20 protein-coding genes are annotated in these 15418 nt (G+C 65.7%); 3 read left to right on the forward strand and 17 right to left on the reverse strand.

Annotation, left to right across the window (positions count from 1 at the left end):
• Positions 1-263: 263 nt before the first annotated feature.
• The 15 genes from OCK02_RS12590 to phnG form a co-directional block, all read right to left on the reverse strand.
• On the reverse strand, positions 264-770 hold the full coding sequence (locus OCK02_RS12590) for a TIGR00645 family protein (RefSeq protein ID WP_230807152.1): 507 nt from the start codon (positions 768-770) through the stop codon (positions 264-266).
• A gap of 77 nt (positions 771-847) precedes the next feature.
• Positions 848-1420, reverse strand: coding sequence for a phosphonate metabolism protein/1,5-bisphosphokinase (PRPP-forming) PhnN (gene phnN, locus OCK02_RS12595; protein WP_263813377.1), 573 nt, complete (start codon positions 1418-1420; stop codon positions 848-850).
• A gap of 35 nt (positions 1421-1455) precedes the next feature.
• Positions 1456-2595 carry an alpha-D-ribose 1-methylphosphonate 5-triphosphate diphosphatase gene (locus OCK02_RS12600; RefSeq protein ID WP_263813378.1) on the reverse strand — a complete coding sequence of 380 codons (1140 nt, stop codon included), beginning with the start codon at positions 2593-2595 and terminating at the stop codon, positions 1456-1458.
• A gap of 1 nt (position 2596) precedes the next feature.
• Complete coding sequence (locus tag OCK02_RS12605) at positions 2597-3307, reverse strand: DUF1045 domain-containing protein (protein WP_263813379.1); 711 nt, start codon at positions 3305-3307, stop codon at positions 2597-2599.
• A gap of 111 nt (positions 3308-3418) precedes the next feature.
• Positions 3419-4765, reverse strand: a complete 1347-nt coding sequence (phnE, locus tag OCK02_RS12610; protein ID WP_263813380.1) for a phosphonate ABC transporter, permease protein PhnE — start codon at positions 4763-4765, stop codon at positions 3419-3421.
• Positions 4765-5685: a phosphonate ABC transporter, permease protein PhnE gene (phnE, locus tag OCK02_RS12615; RefSeq protein WP_412178829.1), complete on the reverse strand. Its 921-nt coding sequence runs from the start codon at positions 5683-5685 to the stop codon at positions 4765-4767. Before phnE (OCK02_RS12615) ends, phnE (OCK02_RS12610) begins: the two co-directional genes overlap by 1 nt.
• Positions 5686-5812: 127 nt before the next feature.
• The gene (gene phnD, locus OCK02_RS12620) at positions 5813-6718 is read right to left on the reverse strand and encodes a phosphonate ABC transporter substrate-binding protein (protein WP_263813382.1); all 906 of its coding nucleotides are present in this window, start codon (positions 6716-6718) and stop codon (positions 5813-5815) included.
• 90 nt (positions 6719-6808) lie between these two features.
• Positions 6809-7663 (reverse strand): phosphonate ABC transporter ATP-binding protein, encoded by an 855-nt coding sequence (gene phnC, locus OCK02_RS12625; protein WP_263813383.1) that lies wholly within the window; start codon positions 7661-7663, stop codon positions 6809-6811.
• A gap of 130 nt (positions 7664-7793) precedes the next feature.
• Entirely contained in the window at positions 7794-8411 is a 618-nt protein-coding gene (locus tag OCK02_RS12630; RefSeq protein WP_263813384.1) for a DapH/DapD/GlmU-related protein, read from the reverse strand.
• Positions 8408-9115, reverse strand: coding sequence for a phosphonate C-P lyase system protein PhnL (gene phnL / locus OCK02_RS12635; RefSeq protein WP_263813385.1), 708 nt, complete (start codon positions 9113-9115; stop codon positions 8408-8410). Before phnL ends, OCK02_RS12630 begins: the two co-directional genes overlap by 4 nt.
• Before the next feature lie 53 nt (positions 9116-9168).
• Positions 9169-9945 (reverse strand): phosphonate C-P lyase system protein PhnK, encoded by a 777-nt coding sequence (gene phnK, locus OCK02_RS12640; RefSeq protein WP_263813386.1) that lies wholly within the window; start codon positions 9943-9945, stop codon positions 9169-9171.
• Between the two features lie 250 nt (positions 9946-10195).
• On the reverse strand, positions 10196-11089 hold the full coding sequence (locus tag OCK02_RS12645; protein WP_263813387.1) for an alpha-D-ribose 1-methylphosphonate 5-phosphate C-P-lyase PhnJ: 894 nt from the start codon (positions 11087-11089) through the stop codon (positions 10196-10198).
• Entirely contained in the window at positions 11086-12198 is a 1113-nt protein-coding gene (locus OCK02_RS12650) for a carbon-phosphorus lyase complex subunit PhnI (protein WP_263813388.1), read from the reverse strand. Before OCK02_RS12650 ends, OCK02_RS12645 begins: the two co-directional genes overlap by 4 nt.
• A gap of 3 nt (positions 12199-12201) precedes the next feature.
• A complete protein-coding gene (gene phnH / locus OCK02_RS12655; protein WP_263813613.1) occupies positions 12202-12810 on the reverse strand; it encodes a phosphonate C-P lyase system protein PhnH in 609 nt (202 codons plus the stop codon).
• Positions 12807-13244: a phosphonate C-P lyase system protein PhnG gene (phnG, locus tag OCK02_RS12660; protein WP_263813614.1), complete on the reverse strand. Its 438-nt coding sequence runs from the start codon at positions 13242-13244 to the stop codon at positions 12807-12809. Before phnG ends, phnH begins: the two co-directional genes overlap by 4 nt.
• Positions 13245-13389: 145 nt before the next feature.
• Here phnG and phnF point away from each other — a divergent pair, with 145 nt between their 5' ends.
• On the forward strand, positions 13390-14130 hold the full coding sequence (phnF, locus tag OCK02_RS12665; RefSeq protein ID WP_412178822.1) for a phosphonate metabolism transcriptional regulator PhnF: 741 nt from the start codon (positions 13390-13392) through the stop codon (positions 14128-14130).
• Between the two features lie 69 nt (positions 14131-14199).
• Here phnF and OCK02_RS12670 read toward each other — a convergent pair whose 3' ends face one another.
• Both OCK02_RS12670 and OCK02_RS12675 read right to left on the reverse strand, forming a co-directional pair.
• Positions 14200-14364 (reverse strand): DUF1328 domain-containing protein, encoded by a 165-nt coding sequence (locus OCK02_RS12670; protein ID WP_230807166.1) that lies wholly within the window; start codon positions 14362-14364, stop codon positions 14200-14202.
• Positions 14365-14544: 180 nt separating this feature from the next.
• On the reverse strand, positions 14545-14742 hold the full coding sequence (locus tag OCK02_RS12675; RefSeq protein ID WP_230807167.1) for a CsbD family protein: 198 nt from the start codon (positions 14740-14742) through the stop codon (positions 14545-14547).
• A gap of 187 nt (positions 14743-14929) precedes the next feature.
• On the opposite strand from OCK02_RS12675, the gene OCK02_RS12680 reads away from it, so the two are divergent.
• Together OCK02_RS12680 and OCK02_RS12685 are read left to right on the forward strand one after the other, a co-directional pair.
• Positions 14930-15085, forward strand: a complete 156-nt coding sequence (locus tag OCK02_RS12680; RefSeq protein WP_112599171.1) for a DUF3309 family protein — start codon at positions 14930-14932, stop codon at positions 15083-15085.
• 34 nt (positions 15086-15119) lie between these two features.
• Positions 15120-15380 (forward strand): YMGG-like glycine zipper-containing protein, encoded by a 261-nt coding sequence (locus OCK02_RS12685; protein WP_230807168.1) that lies wholly within the window; start codon positions 15120-15122, stop codon positions 15378-15380.
• Positions 15381-15418: the final 38 nt, after the last annotated feature.

Genomic DNA, 15418 nt, shown 5'->3' on the forward strand with positions numbered 1-15418 from the left:
GGTCGCCAGCAGCGCCGCCGCCCTCGTTGGTGAGCCGGTTTCTAAGACCACATACAAAACAAGTCAACAGGGATTTTTCAAAATTGTCGCAGAAAGTTCATTTTAGAGATCGATCAGGGAATCACTTCCGGCGCACGGTTCACTGGTCGAATTGCGGGGACAACGGCAAACGGCCCGCTTGACACGGAAAAGGCGCCGGCGGTTTCCCGCGGCGCCCTTCGATTTCCCACCGACCTCACAAGGCCGATCCGCAAGCCCGGCGGTCAGGCCTTGATCTTCAACTGCGTCATGATCTTCTCGAGATAGCCGAGCAGCACGGCGGAGGCGACGAAGGCCAGATGCATGAAGGTCAGCCACATCAGCTGGTTGTCGGTGTACCTCTGGGCGTTGAGGAAGATCTGCAGCAAATGGATGGAGGAGATCGCCACGATCGAGGAGGCGACCTTGATCTTCAGGCTGCCGGAATCGAGCTTGCCGAGGAAGGAGACGTCGGCATCGGCGTTGTCGAAGCGGCTGACGAAATTCTCGTAGCCGGAGATCATGACCATCAGCACCAGGCTTGCCACCAGCGCCGCATCGATCAGGCCCAGCATGGCGAGGATCATCTCGGCCTCGTCGAAGACGAAGACGTTGCTGGCGACCTTGTAGAGCTTGTAGGCGAAGGAGATGGCGTAGACGCCGAGTGCCGCGACGAGCCCCAGATAGAAGGCGACCAGAATCCACCGGCTGGAGAGGATGATCCGTTCGACCAGGATTTCGAGGGACTTCATGGAGTGCTCCGTCTATGTCGCCAAAAGAATGCGCCCTAGTTAATCACTGGCTGTGGAGCCGACAAGCCCGGTAAGGCTCACCCCGTAAGGGATTGCACCAGGATACCGACGAAGCTTTGCCCCGCCGCGTCGAGCGGGCCGCTGTTGTCGATGATCACATGGTCGAGCCCGGCAGCGCAGTCCCGTGGCTTGCGTTCGAGGCGGCCGGCAATGTCGGCGCCGCTTTCGCGTCCGCGCCCACGAAGGCGCTGGGCCAGAACCTCGGCACTGGCCGTCACCGTGACCACCTTGAGGCGCGGGAAGACCGCGGCGAATACGGGCAGGGCCTGGCGGCTGCCATTGACCACGACCACCCGCCCCTCTCCGACCAATGCCTTCATCTCCGCCGGAACGCCGTAGCTGAGGCCGTGCGCTTCCCAGGAGACGCAGAAGCCGCCCTCGCCCCGCATCCGGGCGAAGGTTGCGGCATCGACGCCGACATGCGCTTCGCCGCCCGCATCCGACGGGCGGGTGATCACTCGCCTTGAGAAGACGAAGCGGGCGTCGCCCGAAAAATGCCGGGCGGCATAGCCCATCACGCTGTCCTTGCCGGCGCCGCTCGGCCCGACGACGACGACGGCCGTGCCCGCCTGCCCGCCGGCTGCGGGCATCGTCACATCCCCGGCCGCCATCCCTGCCCTGCCCGTCATGCCACGCGCGTGCCCTGGCGCCAGACGGAACGGACGACCGGAACGCCTTCGGGGCGACGCACGCGGACGAGATCGGCGCGCAGGCCGACGGCGATGCGGCCGCGATCGTCGAGACCGACGGTGCGCGCCGGCGTCGAAGAGACCATGGCGATCGCCTTCGGCAGGCTGATCGCCTCGTTCTCGTCTGCGAGCATGAAGGGCGCCTGGATCAGGCTGAGCGGCACGTAGTCGGAAGAGAGCACGTCGAGCACGCCCATCGTCGCGAGGTCGCGCGCGGCGATGTTGCCGGAGTGCGACTTGCCGCGGACGATGTTGGGCGCCCCCATCAGCACGCTCATGCCGGCGCCGTGCGAGGCCCTTGCCGCCTCGACGCTGGTCGGGAACTCGGCAAGGCGGATGCCATAGCCGATCGCTTCCTCGACGTGCTCCAGCGTCGCATCGTCATGGCTTGCCACTGCGATGCCGCGGCCGGCGCAATGGGCGGCGATCGCGTCGCGGTGCGGCTTGGCGTAACGTGCGGAAAGCGCCTGCTGACGGTTGCAGAATTCCGCGAAGGCTGCATCCGACAGGCCGCGCTTGGTCTTGTAGTAGAGCGTGTACTGCTCCATCGTCTGGAACTGGCGCTGGCCCGGCGCGTGGTCCATCAGCGAGACGAGCCGAACCTGCGGGTCGTTCTCGAATTCCTCGAAATGATCGAGCACGTTGTCGGTGGACACCTCGCAGCGCAGGTGGATCAGGTGATCGGCCCGCAGCCGGTCCTGCCTGCCCGCTTCTTCGAGCGCATCGGCCATCGCCCGCATCTCGCCCTTCTCGAAGCCGCCGTCCGCGTCCGAGCCCATGCGCAGGCAGTCGAAGACGGTGGTGATGCCGGAGGAGGCGACCTGGGCGTCATGGGCCTGGATCGCGGCGGTCGTGTTCCAGCGCACGCCGGGGCGTGGCGAGTAGTGGGCTTCGAGATGGTCGGTATGCAGTTCGACGAGCCCCGGCAGGAGATAGTCGCCGCCCATGTCCTCGCCGGCCACCGTCGGCGTGTCGGATATCTCGGCGATCAGACCGTCGCGGATCACGACCGCGCCGTGGACGATATCGTCCTCCAGCACGATCCTGGCATTGGTGAGGGTCAGTTCGGTCGGCATGTCAGGCAATCTTTCTGTTGGCGGCAGCGCTGTTGAGCGGGAACAGCGAATGCACGGTGAAATCGGCGCCGCGGGACGGTTCGCGGAAAAGGGCGATGCCGGAGATGGCAAGCGGGTTTCCATGGAACTCGGCGAAATGCCGCAGCAACGCCGCTTCCATGGCCGGCGTTTGATCGGCGGGCACCCTGCCCGTCAGCGTCATGTGGAAGCGGAAGGTGTCGAAGACATAGGGATAGCCCCACTGCACCAGGTTCTGGCGCTCGTCGGCGGAAAGCTCGTCCGGCTTGCGGCGGGCGATGTCGGCAGAAGACAGGGGGCTGCGGAAATCCTCGAAGCGGCGCACGACCTCGGCGGCAAAGGCCTGCAGCGGTGCGCATTCCTCCGACGGGACAAGCGCGAAGAAGGAACCGAGCCGACCGACGACGACTTCGGGAATGTCAAAGCCTTCCATGGCGGCGGCGAAGCGGGCGACTTCGGCCACGAGCTCGCCCTCGCTGCGGCCTTCGGCGAGTTCGAACGGCGCCTTCAGGGTCGCATGGAAGCCGTAGCGGCGCGGATCCGCCGTCAGCGCGCTCAAGGCCGGCGGTTCGAAGCCTACCGCGGCCGGCTGCTCGAGCGCTGCGCCGTTGAAGGCGTTGCGACCGAGCCAGCGGGCGGCGGCGAGCGTCAGGTCGTCGCTCGCGGCCGGGGTGAAATAGAGGGCATATCGCACAATCAGACGTCCTGTTTTCCGTTCCATGCGCTCCCTGGGCGCGCCGTTAGCGCCATAGAGGAGATTCGTGTGGCAGCATCATGCCATTGCCGGCTGCGAATTCCATTCCACTCAATGGTGGGTGCGGCCGATCAGCCGCGAGCGCAGCGCATTCGAGATCCCGTCGAAGATGAAGACGACGATCAGGATCAGCACCACCATATAGGCGACCTTGTCCCAATCTGCATTGGTGCCCATGGCTTCCAGCAGCTTGAGGCCGATACCGCCCGCGCCGACGGCGCCAATGATCGTCGCCGATCGCATGTTCGATTCCCAGAAATAGAGCGACTGCGACACGAAGACGGGCAGCACCTGCGGCAGGACGCCGAAACGGTTGACGATCACCGGCGATGCGCCGACCGATTTCACGCCCTCGCGCTGCTTGTCGTCTACGTTCTCCAGCGCTTCGGCGTAGACCTTGCCGAGCGCGCCGGTGTCGGTGAAGAAGATCGCGGCGATGCCGGGGATCGGGCCGGGACCGAAGCCGCGGGTGAAGAACAGCGCCCAGATCAGCATATCGATCGAGCGCAGGAAATCGAACAGGCGCTTCATGCCCCAGTTGGCGAGGCGGCTCTGGGTGATGTTGCGCGCCGCGACGAAGGCGAGCGGCAGGGCGACCAGCGTCCCGAGCAGCGTTCCGACGAAGGCCATGACCAGCGTCTGCATCAGCTTCGACAGGATGTCGGCATGCTGCCAGGTGCCGTTTGCGAGAAAATCGTCGACCATCGCGGCAATGTTCGAGCGGGCCGGATCGACGCGTTCGCCGGCGACGGCAAGCCAGGCGAGCTCGGAGAACGACTTGCCCCAGAACGGCGAGTTGATGTCGAAGAAGAAATTGGCCCAGCCGAGGAACCGGCGCTGCACATAGACCTGCGAGGTGCGGATTTCGGCACTGCCCTCGAAGCCGAAATCGACGTTGACCTTGCTGCCGTCCTGCATAAGTGCGCCGGGCGCACCTTGCGGCAGGATGGCCGCTTCCGGCGAGATTTCGACCGCATAGGCGACGCCGTCGACATAGACGTCGACGCGTTCGGCGCGAACGTCGAGGCGGTTTTCCTCCCCGTCATAGATGACGCTGTAGCCGCCGTCCGCCAGCGGGCGAAGCCAGGCGATGTCGGCGCCTTCCGGATACTGGCGCCGGCTCGACCATTGCGGCTCAACGACGCCTTCGACGAAGCGCAGGCGCGGCTGCGCGCGCCAGGAATACCAGTCCTGAACATAAACCGACGCGCGATCCCAGCGGCCGTTGACGAACGCCGGGCCGACATTGAAGGCGACGAAGCAGACGGCAAGATAGACGAGCGTGACCCCGGCGCAGATCGCAAGTCCCCAGCGCTGCCAGAAGCTGCGGTGGAAGACCTCGGGATAGGCGGAAAGCAGGCGCTCGCGTTCGGCGGTGTTGAGCGTGGTCGGCGACATCAGGCGGCTCCCCGTCCGAACTCGAAGGACTGTCGGCCGATCAGGCGGCGGCGCAGCCAGGCGGAAAACTGGTCGACGGCGATGATGGTGACGAACAGCAGGATGACGATGGCATAGGTCTTGGCGGCGTGGTCGCGGCCGATCGCCAGCCGGAAGACCTCGCCGATGCCGCCGCCGCCGACGGCGCCGATGATGGTGGACGCCCTGATGTTGATCTCCGCACGCAGCAGCGCGTAGGACACGAAATTCGGCAGGACCTGCGGCACGATGGCGAAACGGACACGCTCAACCCAGCTGGCGCCCGCCGCACGCAGCCCTTCATCCGGCCGCATGTCGGCATTCTCCACGACCTCGAAGAACAGCTTGCCGAGCGCGCCGATGGTGTGGACCGTGATCGCGACGATGGCCGCGATCGGGCCGATCGACAGGATTGCGGTCAAAAGCCCGGCGATGACGATCTCGGGAAAGGCGCGCATCACCTCCATGATGCGACGCACGACCCAGCGGGTCGCACCGGCACCGACAAGATTGGTGGAGGCGAAGAAGCAGAGCACGAAGGCGATGGCCGAGCCCAGGATGGTCGCGATCAGCGCGATATTCACGGTGATGATGAGCTGGTAGATGAAGTGCGGAATGTAGAGATTTTCCGTCACATAGACGCGCTCGGACGTGTAGTCGTATTTCAGCGAGCCGTCGTCATAGGGCGACGGCAGGTCGAACATGGCGCGCACGATCTCCATGGGGCTGTCCGGAACGAAATTCCGGATGAAATCGAACACGTAGGGCAGCCGTTCGAAGAACTTGCCCGAATTGGCGGCATTGGCAAAGTCGAGCGAGGCCCAGAGCGCCACCAGGAAGACCGCGATGGCAATCAGCGAATAGATACGCCGCGTCCGCAGTTGCTGCTGGTAGTGTTGCATGACCGAGGCGGCTGCAGGACCGAGGCCGCCGATCGCATTTCCGGCCGTCGCATTGGCCATGCCATTCTCTCCTTACAAAAAAACGGGCGGCACCCGGAGGGTGCCGCGCGCTGTCTTTCGTGGCCGATCAGCCGCCGATGACGGACTTACGGGCGTCGATGATCGTCTGGTAGAACGACTGGTCGACCTTGATGTAGTCCTTGTTGGAGCCCTGCGTGTAGGCGTGGAAGCAGGCGAGATCCTTCTGCGGCAGTTCGAAGAAGTACTGCTCGACCTTGGCGCGCATGTCTTCCGGCAGCTTGTTGGAGACCATCAGCGGGCCGTTCGGGATCAGCGGCGACTTCCAGACCTCGACGAGGTCGTCCATGTCGAGGTTGCCCTTGTTGACCATCTGGTAGAGGTTGCCGCCGGTGTAGCCCTCATCCCAGTTGCCGACGCCCGAACCGAAGGTGGTGCCGACGTCGAACTTGCCGTCGAGAACGGCGAGGACGAGGTTCTCGTGGCCGCCGCCGAAGCCGCTTTCAGAGAAGTATTCCTTCACCGATGCGCCGATTTCCTTCGGGAGAGCGACGTTCGGAACGAGATAACCCGAGGTCGAATCCGGATCGGCGAAGCCGATCTTCTTGCCCTTGGCGTCGGCGAGCGTCTTGATGCCGGAATCCTTGCGGGCGACCATGATCGAGTAATAGCCGCTGGAGCCGTCCGACTGGGTGTAGGTCAGGATCGGGTCGACCGCGTTCTGGTCCTGCAGGTAGATCGCGGCATAGGAGGAAGCGCCCATCGAGGCGATGTCGATCGTGCCGCCGAGCAGGCCCTGGATGACGCCGTTGTAGTCCGGCGATGGGAAGATCTGGACTTCGCCGACGCCGGTCGCGGCCTTCAGGCCGTCGGCGACGCACTGAGTGTTGCGGATCTGGTCGGCTTCGTTCTCCGAACCGTCGAGGCCGATGCGCAGAACCTTGACGTCCTGGGCCAGGGCGGACCCGGTCACGACGGCTATCGCGACAGCGGCGAGCAGAGCTTTCTTCAACATGTCGTTCTCCTTGTTGCCGGCCCCCAGCCGGCGATCGCTTCAAAGCGTGTATGGTCTGCCCTTGACGCGGGCCCTCGATCCTGGCGAGCGTCAGATGCCTGCCAGTGCCAGCGGCTTGACGCCGGCGGATTCCTTGATGTTGTCCTGCACGGGCGCACCGGCGCCGCGAATGCTGGTGGACGTCACGCTCTCGTCGATCTCGGCGCCGTCCGCGCCGGTGCCGTAGATCGCACGGACCGCATCGGCATCGAGATCGCGCGGCGCGCCGTCGAAGACGACCTTGCCGGCCGACATGCCGATGATGCGCTCGCAATAGTTGCGGGCGGTGTCGAGCGTGTGCAGGTTGGTGATGACGGTGATGCCCTCGCGCTCGTTGATGTCGCGCAGGGCGTCCATCACCACTTTGGCGTTCAGCGGATCGAGCGAGGCGATCGGCTCGTCGGCCAGGATCATCTTCGGCTGCTGCATGAGCGCCCGCGCAATGGCCACGCGCTGCTGCTGGCCGCCCGACAGCGTGCCCGCCTTTTGCAGCGCCGTCTGCTCGATGCCGAGGCGCTCCAGCGCCGCGATCGCCATGATGCGCTCTTCGCGGGTGAACATGTTGAGCATGCTCAGCGCGGTGGGGCGATGGTTGAGGCGGCCGAGCAGGACGTTGGTCAGCACATCCAGGCGCGGCACGAGATTGAACTGCTGGAAGATCATGGCGCAGTCGCGCTGCCAGTTGCGAAGCGCGGCCCCCCGGAGCGCGGAAACCTCGACGTCGCCGAAGTGGATGGAGCCCTCGGTCGGATCGACGAGCCGGTTGATCATGCGCAGCATGGTCGACTTGCCGGCGCCCGAGCGGCCGATGACGCCGACCATCTGGCCCTGGGGAATGTCGACGCTGACGGCGCTGACCGCGGCTTTGCCGCCGAACCGGCGCGTGACGTTCTTCAGGCGGAACATGGCTTACCCTTCAAGGCTTGTTCATTGACACTGCAGCGGCTTTAAAGGCGGTCAATGAAGGCCGAATGTCAGTTTCGTGTCCGTTTGATAACAATCCACACAGCCCGGATTTCCAGGGCTTTTGCGGAATTCAGGCACCGTATTTGACAAGGAAGGCTTCGGCGTCGAGCGCGCGGAAGTCATCGAGGGCACCGCGCAGGCGGGCGTGGTCCCAGTCCCACCAGGCAAGCCTCTCGAAACGCTCGGCAATATCGCCGCCGAAGCGTTCGCGGATCAGCTTCGCCGGCACGCCGCCGACGATCGTGTAGGGGGCGACGTCCTTCGTCACCACCGCGCCGGAGCCGATGATGGCGCCGTTGCCGACCGTGACGCCCGGCAGGATCGTCGAGCCATGGCCGATCCAGACGTCGTGTCCGATCGTGACGCGGTGAGCCCGCCGCCAGGCGAAGAAGTCCTCCTCCCTGTCGGCGTCCGGCCAGTAGTCGGCGGCGCGATAGGTGAAGTGGTGCAGGGTCGCTCGCCACATCGGGTGGTTGGTGGCGTTGATGCGGACCGACGAGGCGATATTGGCGAACTTGCCGATCGTGGCGCACCAGACCGAGCCGTCCTCCATGATGTAGGAATAGTCGCCGAGTTCGGTCTCGCTGATGCGGCAGCGCTCGGAGATCTCGACGAAGCGGCCGAGCGTGCAATCGGTGACGGAGGCCGTTTCGTGCACGAGCGGGGTGTGTTCGGACAGCCTGGTCATGCCGCGGCCTTCCGGGGCGAAAAGGCGGAGACGTCGACGATGCTGTCGGCGACCTTGGCGCGAACGTCGTCGTCGTGGAAGATGCCGAGCAGCGCCACCCCTGCCCGCTTCTTCTCCTCGATCATGCCGACGACGACCTCGCGGTTCCTCGCGTCGAGCGAAGCGGTCGGCTCGTCGAGCAGCAGGATGCGGTGGTCGGTGATGAAGCCGCGGGCGATGTTGACGCGCTGCTGCTCACCGCCGGAGAAGGTGGCCGGCGGCAGTTGCCAGAGCTCGCGCGGCAGGTTCAGGCGGGCCAGCATCTCTTCCGCCCGCTCGCGCGCCACCGCGGGAATCGCCCCGCGGGCAAGCAGAGGCTCGGCCACCACATCGAGCGCCGCGACCCGCGGCACGACCCGCAGGAACTGGCTGACATAGCCGAGCGTGACCCGGCGGACGGCCAGCACGGTGCGCGGGTCGGCGCCGGCGAGATCGACGAACTGGCCTTCGTGCTCGACCAGGATCTGGCCGGCATCGACGCCGTAGTTGCCGTAGACCATCTTCAGGAGAGAGCTCTTGCCGATGCCGGAGGGGCCGCCGAGGACCACGCATTCGCCGGCCTTGACGGAGAAGCCGACGTTTTCGACGACCGGCAGGCGGATGCCGTCCCTGAGGTGCATGGTGAAGCTCTTTGCGACTTCGGATACGACGAGTGGGGTCGCCATGTTCGGTGTCCTTTGTGCTGGAAACGCGGGCCGGGGGCGGTTCGGGCTGTGGCTCAAACCTGCAGGATGGAGGAGACGAGAAGCTGGGTGTAGGCCTCGCGCGGATCGTCGAGGACGCGGTCGGTCAGGCCCTGCTCGATCACGTGACCGTCCTTCATCACCATCATCCGGTGCGACAGCAGGCGGGCGACGGCGAGATCGTGGGTGACGACGATCGCCGAAAGCCCGAGGTCGTGGACGAGGCCGCGGACGAGATCGAGCAGGCGCGCCTGCACCGAGACGTCGAGGCCGCCGGTCGGCTCGTCCATGAAGACGAGGCGCGGCGCGGTCACGAGGTTGCGGGCGATCTGCAGGCGCTGGCGCATGCCGCCGGAGAAGGCGCGCGGCTGGTCGTCGATGCGGTCGAGGCCGATCTCGACGCGGCGCAGCCAGTCGCCTGCAGTGTCGCGGATGTTGCCGTAGTGGCGCTCGCCGACCGCCATCAGCCGCTCGCCGACATTGGCGCCGGCAGACACCGTCATGCGCAGGCCGTCGGCGGGGTTCTGGTGGACGAAGCCCCAGTCGGTGCGCATCAGGAAGCGGCGCTCGGCCTCGCCCATGCGGGCGAGATCGCGCATCTGGCCGTCGCGCATCCGGTATTCGATCGTGCCGGAGGTCGGCATCAGGCGGGTGGCGAGACAATTCAGCAGCGTCGTCTTGCCGGAGCCGGATTCGCCGACGATCGCCAGCACCTCGCCCGGCCAGAGATCGAAGGAGACGTTGCGGCAGCCGATGCGGGCGCCGTAGAATTTCGAGATGTCGCGGACCTTGAGGAGGGGCGCGTCGGTCATTGCTGGAACTCCGTCGTTTGCGTCTTGCTCCCCCTTCTCCCCAACGGGGAGAAGTGCCGAGCGCAGCGAGGCGATGAGGGGGGCGACGCGTGCTGGACTTGCCGGTCGATGACAGAAGCCCCCCTCATCCGACCCTTCGGGCCACCTTCTCCCCGTTGGGGAGAAGAGGGAGCGGGCTGAGACCTTACCCCAGCCGATCTCCCCCCTTGAGGGGGAGATGCCCGGCAGGGCAGAGGGGGGCAAGCGCAGCTCATTCGACCGCCGCCTTGCCGTAGGCCAGCATCATGCCGCAGTGGCCGTGGTCGCGGCGGTCCTCGCAATGGTCGGTGTCGGAGCAGACGAACATCCGCCCGCCGCGATCGTCGAGCACGACCTCGTCGAGGTAGACGTTCTCGGCGCCGCAGAGCGCGCAGGGCCGGTCGAATTTCTGCACTTCGAAGGGATGGTCCTCGAAGTCGAGGCTGACGACATCGGTGAAGGGCGGCACGGCGTAGATGCGCTTCTCGCGGCCGGCGCCGAAGAGCTGCAGCGCTTCCGACATGTGCATCTTCGGATTGTCGAACTTCGGCGTCGGCGACGGGCTCATCACGTAGCGGCCCTCGACCTTCACCGGATAGGAATAGGTCGTGGCGATGTGGCCGTTCCTGGCGATGTCCTCGTAGAGCTTGACGTGCATCAGCCCGTATTCCTCGAGCGCGTGCATCTTGCGGGTCTCGGTCTCGCGCGGCTCGAGGAAGCGCAACGGCTCGGGGATCGGCACCTGGTAGACCAGCGTCTGGCCTGATGTCAGCTTCTCCTCGGGGATGCGGTGGCGGGTCTGGATGATCGTCGCCTCGCGCGTCTTCGTCGTCACGGCGACATTGGCGACCTTCTGGAAGAAGGCGCGGATGGAGACGGCGTTGGTGGTGTCGTCGGCGCCCTGGTCGATGACCTTCAGCACATCCTCAGGCCCCAGGATCGCCGCCGTCACCTGCACGCCGCCGGTCCCCCAGCCATAGGGCATCGGCATCTCGCGGCTGGCGAAGGGAACCTGGTAGCCGGGGATCGCGATCGCCTTGAGGATCGCCCGGCGGATCATGCGTTTGGTCTGCTCGTCGAGATAGGCGAAGTTGTAGGTGGCAAGTTCGGACGGAACGGCGTTCATTGGGCGGCCTCCAGGGTGTCGTCGCCGGGCTCTTCACGCCTGCGCTCGTCATAATCCCGGCGCATGCGCCGCATGAGATCGAGTTCGGCCTGGAAGTCGACGTAGTGCGGCAGCTTCAGGTGCTCGACGAAGCCGGTCGCCTGGACGTTGTCGGAATGGGAGATGACGAATTCCTCGTCCTGCGCCGGCGAGACGACGTCCTCCTCGAACTCATCGGTGCGCAGGGCGCGATCGACCAGCGACATCGACATCGCCTTGCGCTCGTTCTGGCCGAAGACGAGGCCGTAGCCGCGGGTGAACTGCGGCGGGCTCTTGGCCGAGCCCTTGAACTGGGTGATCATCTGGCATTCGGTGACCTGGATGCGGCCGAGCGAGACGGCGAAGCCGAGCTCCGGCAGGTCCAGCTCGACTTCGACCTCGCCCATGCGGACCTCACCGACGAAGGGATGGTTGTTGCCGTAGCCGCGCTGGGTGGAATAGCCGAGCGACAGCAGGAAGCCCTCGTCGCCGCGCGCCAGCGCCTGCAGGCGCAGGTCGCGCGGCATCGGGAACTCCAGCGGCTCGCGCGTCAGGTCCCCGGGCACGTGGCCTGCCGGCAGCTCGCCGTCACCCTCGACCAGCCCCTCGCCCGACAGGATGTCGGATACGCGCATGACGGGCTCCTGCTCGCCGTCGCGCTGCAAGGCTTCCTCGACCGGTTCGTCGCGAAGGAGGGAAGGATCGAGCAGGCGGTGGGTGTAGTCGAAGGTCGGGCCGAGCAACTGGCCGCCCGGCAGGTCCTTGTAGGTGGCGGAAACCCGGCGCTCGACCCGCATCCGCGCCGTCTCGACCGGCACCGAGTAGCCGAAGCGCGGCAGCGTGGTGCGATAGGCGCGCAGGATGAAGATCGCCTCGATCATGTCGCCGCGCGACTGGCGGATGGCGAGGGCTGCGATCGCGCGATCATAGAGCGAGGCCTCGGCCATCACGCGATCGATGGCCAGCCCGAGCTGGGCGACGATCTGCTCGATGGTGATCGACGGCAGCGAACGGTCGCCGCGGCGGCGGTCGGCAAGCAGGCGGTGGGCGTTGGCAATGGCGGCCTCGCCACCCTTGACGGCAACATACATGGCTCAGGCCTCCCGGCTCTTGATGACGGTGGTGCGCGGCAGGCAGAGGATGCTGCTGCCTGCGACCAGGATCAGGTCGACACCGCGCGGAAACATCGCCCGGTTGGCTTCGGAGAGCGCCACGAACGTGCCCGGCAGGCCCTGCGGGGCGATCACCACCTCGTCGCGGATGCCGGGTCCCGAAAGTGCGAGCGGTCGCCCGCCCTCGAAGCTGTCGATCTCGACCACCAGCGTTGCCGAGCGATCCGGGTACTCCTGGGTGCCCGGCGAGAACAGGCCGAAGCCGGGCACCACCGCCCCCTTCTCGACGAAGGCGAAACGGGCCTCATGCTTCTCCCCGGTGACGGCGGCGCCGGTGTGGAACGACAGCCAGCCGGACAGTTTCGATCTTGCCAGCTGCGGCGTCAGCCAGACGGGCGTGTCGTGGTCGCACAGCGTCAGGGCGAGCGCACCGGCGGCAGCGCCGAGCGGCTGCGGCGGACGCGCCGTGGCTGCGATCGTGCCGATCGTGCCCGGGCGGGCCATGCAGTCCATAACCGTGCGGAATACGGACTGGGCGGCCAGGACCGGCTCGGCGAAGGCGCCGGAAAATATCTGCGTGTCGGCCATCAGTCGTCTCCCCGGACCATGGTGAAGAAATCGACGCGGGTGGCGGCGGTTTCGCGGACCTTGCGCGCGTCGTCGGCCTCGATGCGCGCGGCGATCCCGGCGAGCAGGCGTTCGACCGCCGGGGCGTGCTCGGGCAATTGCAGCAGCGCGTCGAACACGGCCGCCAGCCGGGCCTTCTCGCCGTCGGTGCCGAGCGCCTGGCCGTGGCCGACGACGCCTTCGATCCGGACGCTGGCCCGCGCCGCGGTCACCTCGCCGAGATTGAACGGCTGGCCGCCGCCACCGATGCGACCGCGCACCATGACTAGCCCGGTCTCCGGGCCGCGGACCAGCTCGGCTTCCGGCCGGGTGGCCAGTCCCGCCCAGGCCTGCTCCAGCTCGCTCCGCGTCGCCTTCGCAAGCAGTCCCATGGCCTCTCTTCGCCTTTCCGGCGCCATGTCCGAGGGGTTCCGGTTCACGCCAGGTGCCATCGCCAATTCTCCAACTGCGTCTCGCGAATTGTCTATTGATCTAGACAACTATACATCGTATGGTTCCGTCATACCGGGCCAAGATGACAGGCTTGTGACGAAGAGAGGCCAGATGAATGCGGGGGCAGGAATGATCGAGCGCCGATCGGGCGTGGCGCTGTGGCGGCAGATCGCAGACCGGATGCGCCTTGCCATCAACAATGGCGACTATGACGAGACCGCCATGATGCCGTCGGAGGCGACGTTGGCGGAAAAGTTCGGCGTCAACCGGCACACGGTCAGGAGCGCGCTGGCGGCGCTGGCGGACGAAGGCATGGTGCGGGCGGTCCAGGGCGTCGGCACGCTGATCGAGCGGCGTGACCGGCTGACCTTTCCGATCTCGCGCCGGACGCGCTTCTCGCAGGGCCTCGGCGACCAGGCGCGGGAACTGCAGAGCAAGCTTGTCGCACAGTCCGTCGAACGCGCATCGCCGGTCATCGCGACCGCACTCGGGATTGCGCCGGGAACCGACTGCATCCGGCTGGATACGCTCGGCGTCGCCGACGGAAAGCCGATCTCGTCTGCGACGAGCTACTTTCCGGCCGAGCGCTTCGCCGGCATCGACGCGGCCTACCAGCGCACGGGCTCCATCACCAAGGCGTTGGCCGCGCTCGGCGTCGACGACTACGTGCGCCGCTCGACGGAGATCTCGGCGGTCCATGCCGAAGGAGCCGATGTCCGGCTGCTGAAGCTTTCTCCCGGGGCCATCCTGCTCGTCACGACGGCGATCAACGCCGACACCGGCGGCAGCCCCATACAATATTCCCGGTCGCGCTTTGCCGCGGACCGGGTCAAGTTCTTCGTGGAAACCTGAAAAGCGGAAAGAGAAAAGGCGGCGCCCGCAGGCACCGCCTTTTCGTCTTTAAGTCATTTCATCCGCCGGTCAGACCCGACGGGACCAGCCGAACAGCAGGGATACGACCAGCAGAACCAGGAAGACGAAGAACAGGATCTGCGCGATGCCTGCGGATGCGCCGGCAATACCACCGAAGCCGAGAACGCCGGCGATGATCGCGATGACCAGGAAGACAACAGCATAGTAAAGCATACCGGGAACTCCTCTTTTCATTGTCGGGGAGAAGAACGGGGAAGCCGGTCAAAAGTTCCAGCGACTATTCGCACGGTCCTTCGACTGCAATCCGTCGGGCGCCCCGGACTCTTTCGATCCCACAAACAGAAACCGCCGCGACGACAGTCGCGGCGGTTCTCGAAGACCTTCCGTGAAGGATCAGTGGCGGCGCTGCCATTCGTCGATCTGGCGCTCGGCCTCTTCCTTGGCGATGCCGTAGCGCTGCTGGATCTTGCCGGCGAGTTCGACGCGGCGACCCTTGATGACGTCCAGATCGTCGTCCGTCAGCTTGCCCCACTGTGCCTGGGCCTTGCCCTTGTACTCGGTCCACTTGCCTTCGATGATATCCCAGTTCATGTGCATCTCCTTTCGGATTGGTTACGGGACAGAAAACGCATGGCCCCCGCGATCGTTCCGGCGAAAGCATGAAAGCCTAACGCCCGGACATCGTTTTCGAATCTCTATTGCACTTGGGAACAAACCCGTTTGCCGCGCATTTACCGGCCATCGAAACAGAACCGCCTATCCTGTGGGGAGACGCCTGATGCTTGGTACGGTACTACTCATCATCCTTATACTGCTTCTGATCGGCGCGCTGCCGAACTGGGGCTATAGCCGCGGCTGGGGATACGGACCTTCCGGCGGGCTTGGACTCATCGTCGTCATTCTGCTTATTCTCGTCCTGATGGGACGCATCTGACGCGCACGCCATTTCTAGAAAGGAAGACAGAGCAATGAGGAAATTTATCGTCGCCGGCGCCATCGCCCTTTCCGCACTGGCGGTCACGTCCTGCACGCAGACCGAGAAGGGCGCCACGATCGGCGCCGCATCCGGCGCGATCATCGGTGGGGCTGCCACGGGCAAGGTCGGCGGCGCCGCTGTCGGAGCCGTGGCCGGCGGCGCGATCGGCGCCCTGATCGGCAATGCCAACGAGCCCGGTCGCTGCATTTACCGCGACCGCTACGGACGCCGCTATGAGGCACCCTGCCGCTAATCAACGAGTGACGGAAACAGGAAACGGGCCAGTGGCCC

This window comes from Rhizobium sp. TRM96647 (assembly GCF_025780115.1).
Taxonomy (GTDB): Bacteria; Pseudomonadota; Alphaproteobacteria; order Rhizobiales; family Rhizobiaceae; genus Mycoplana.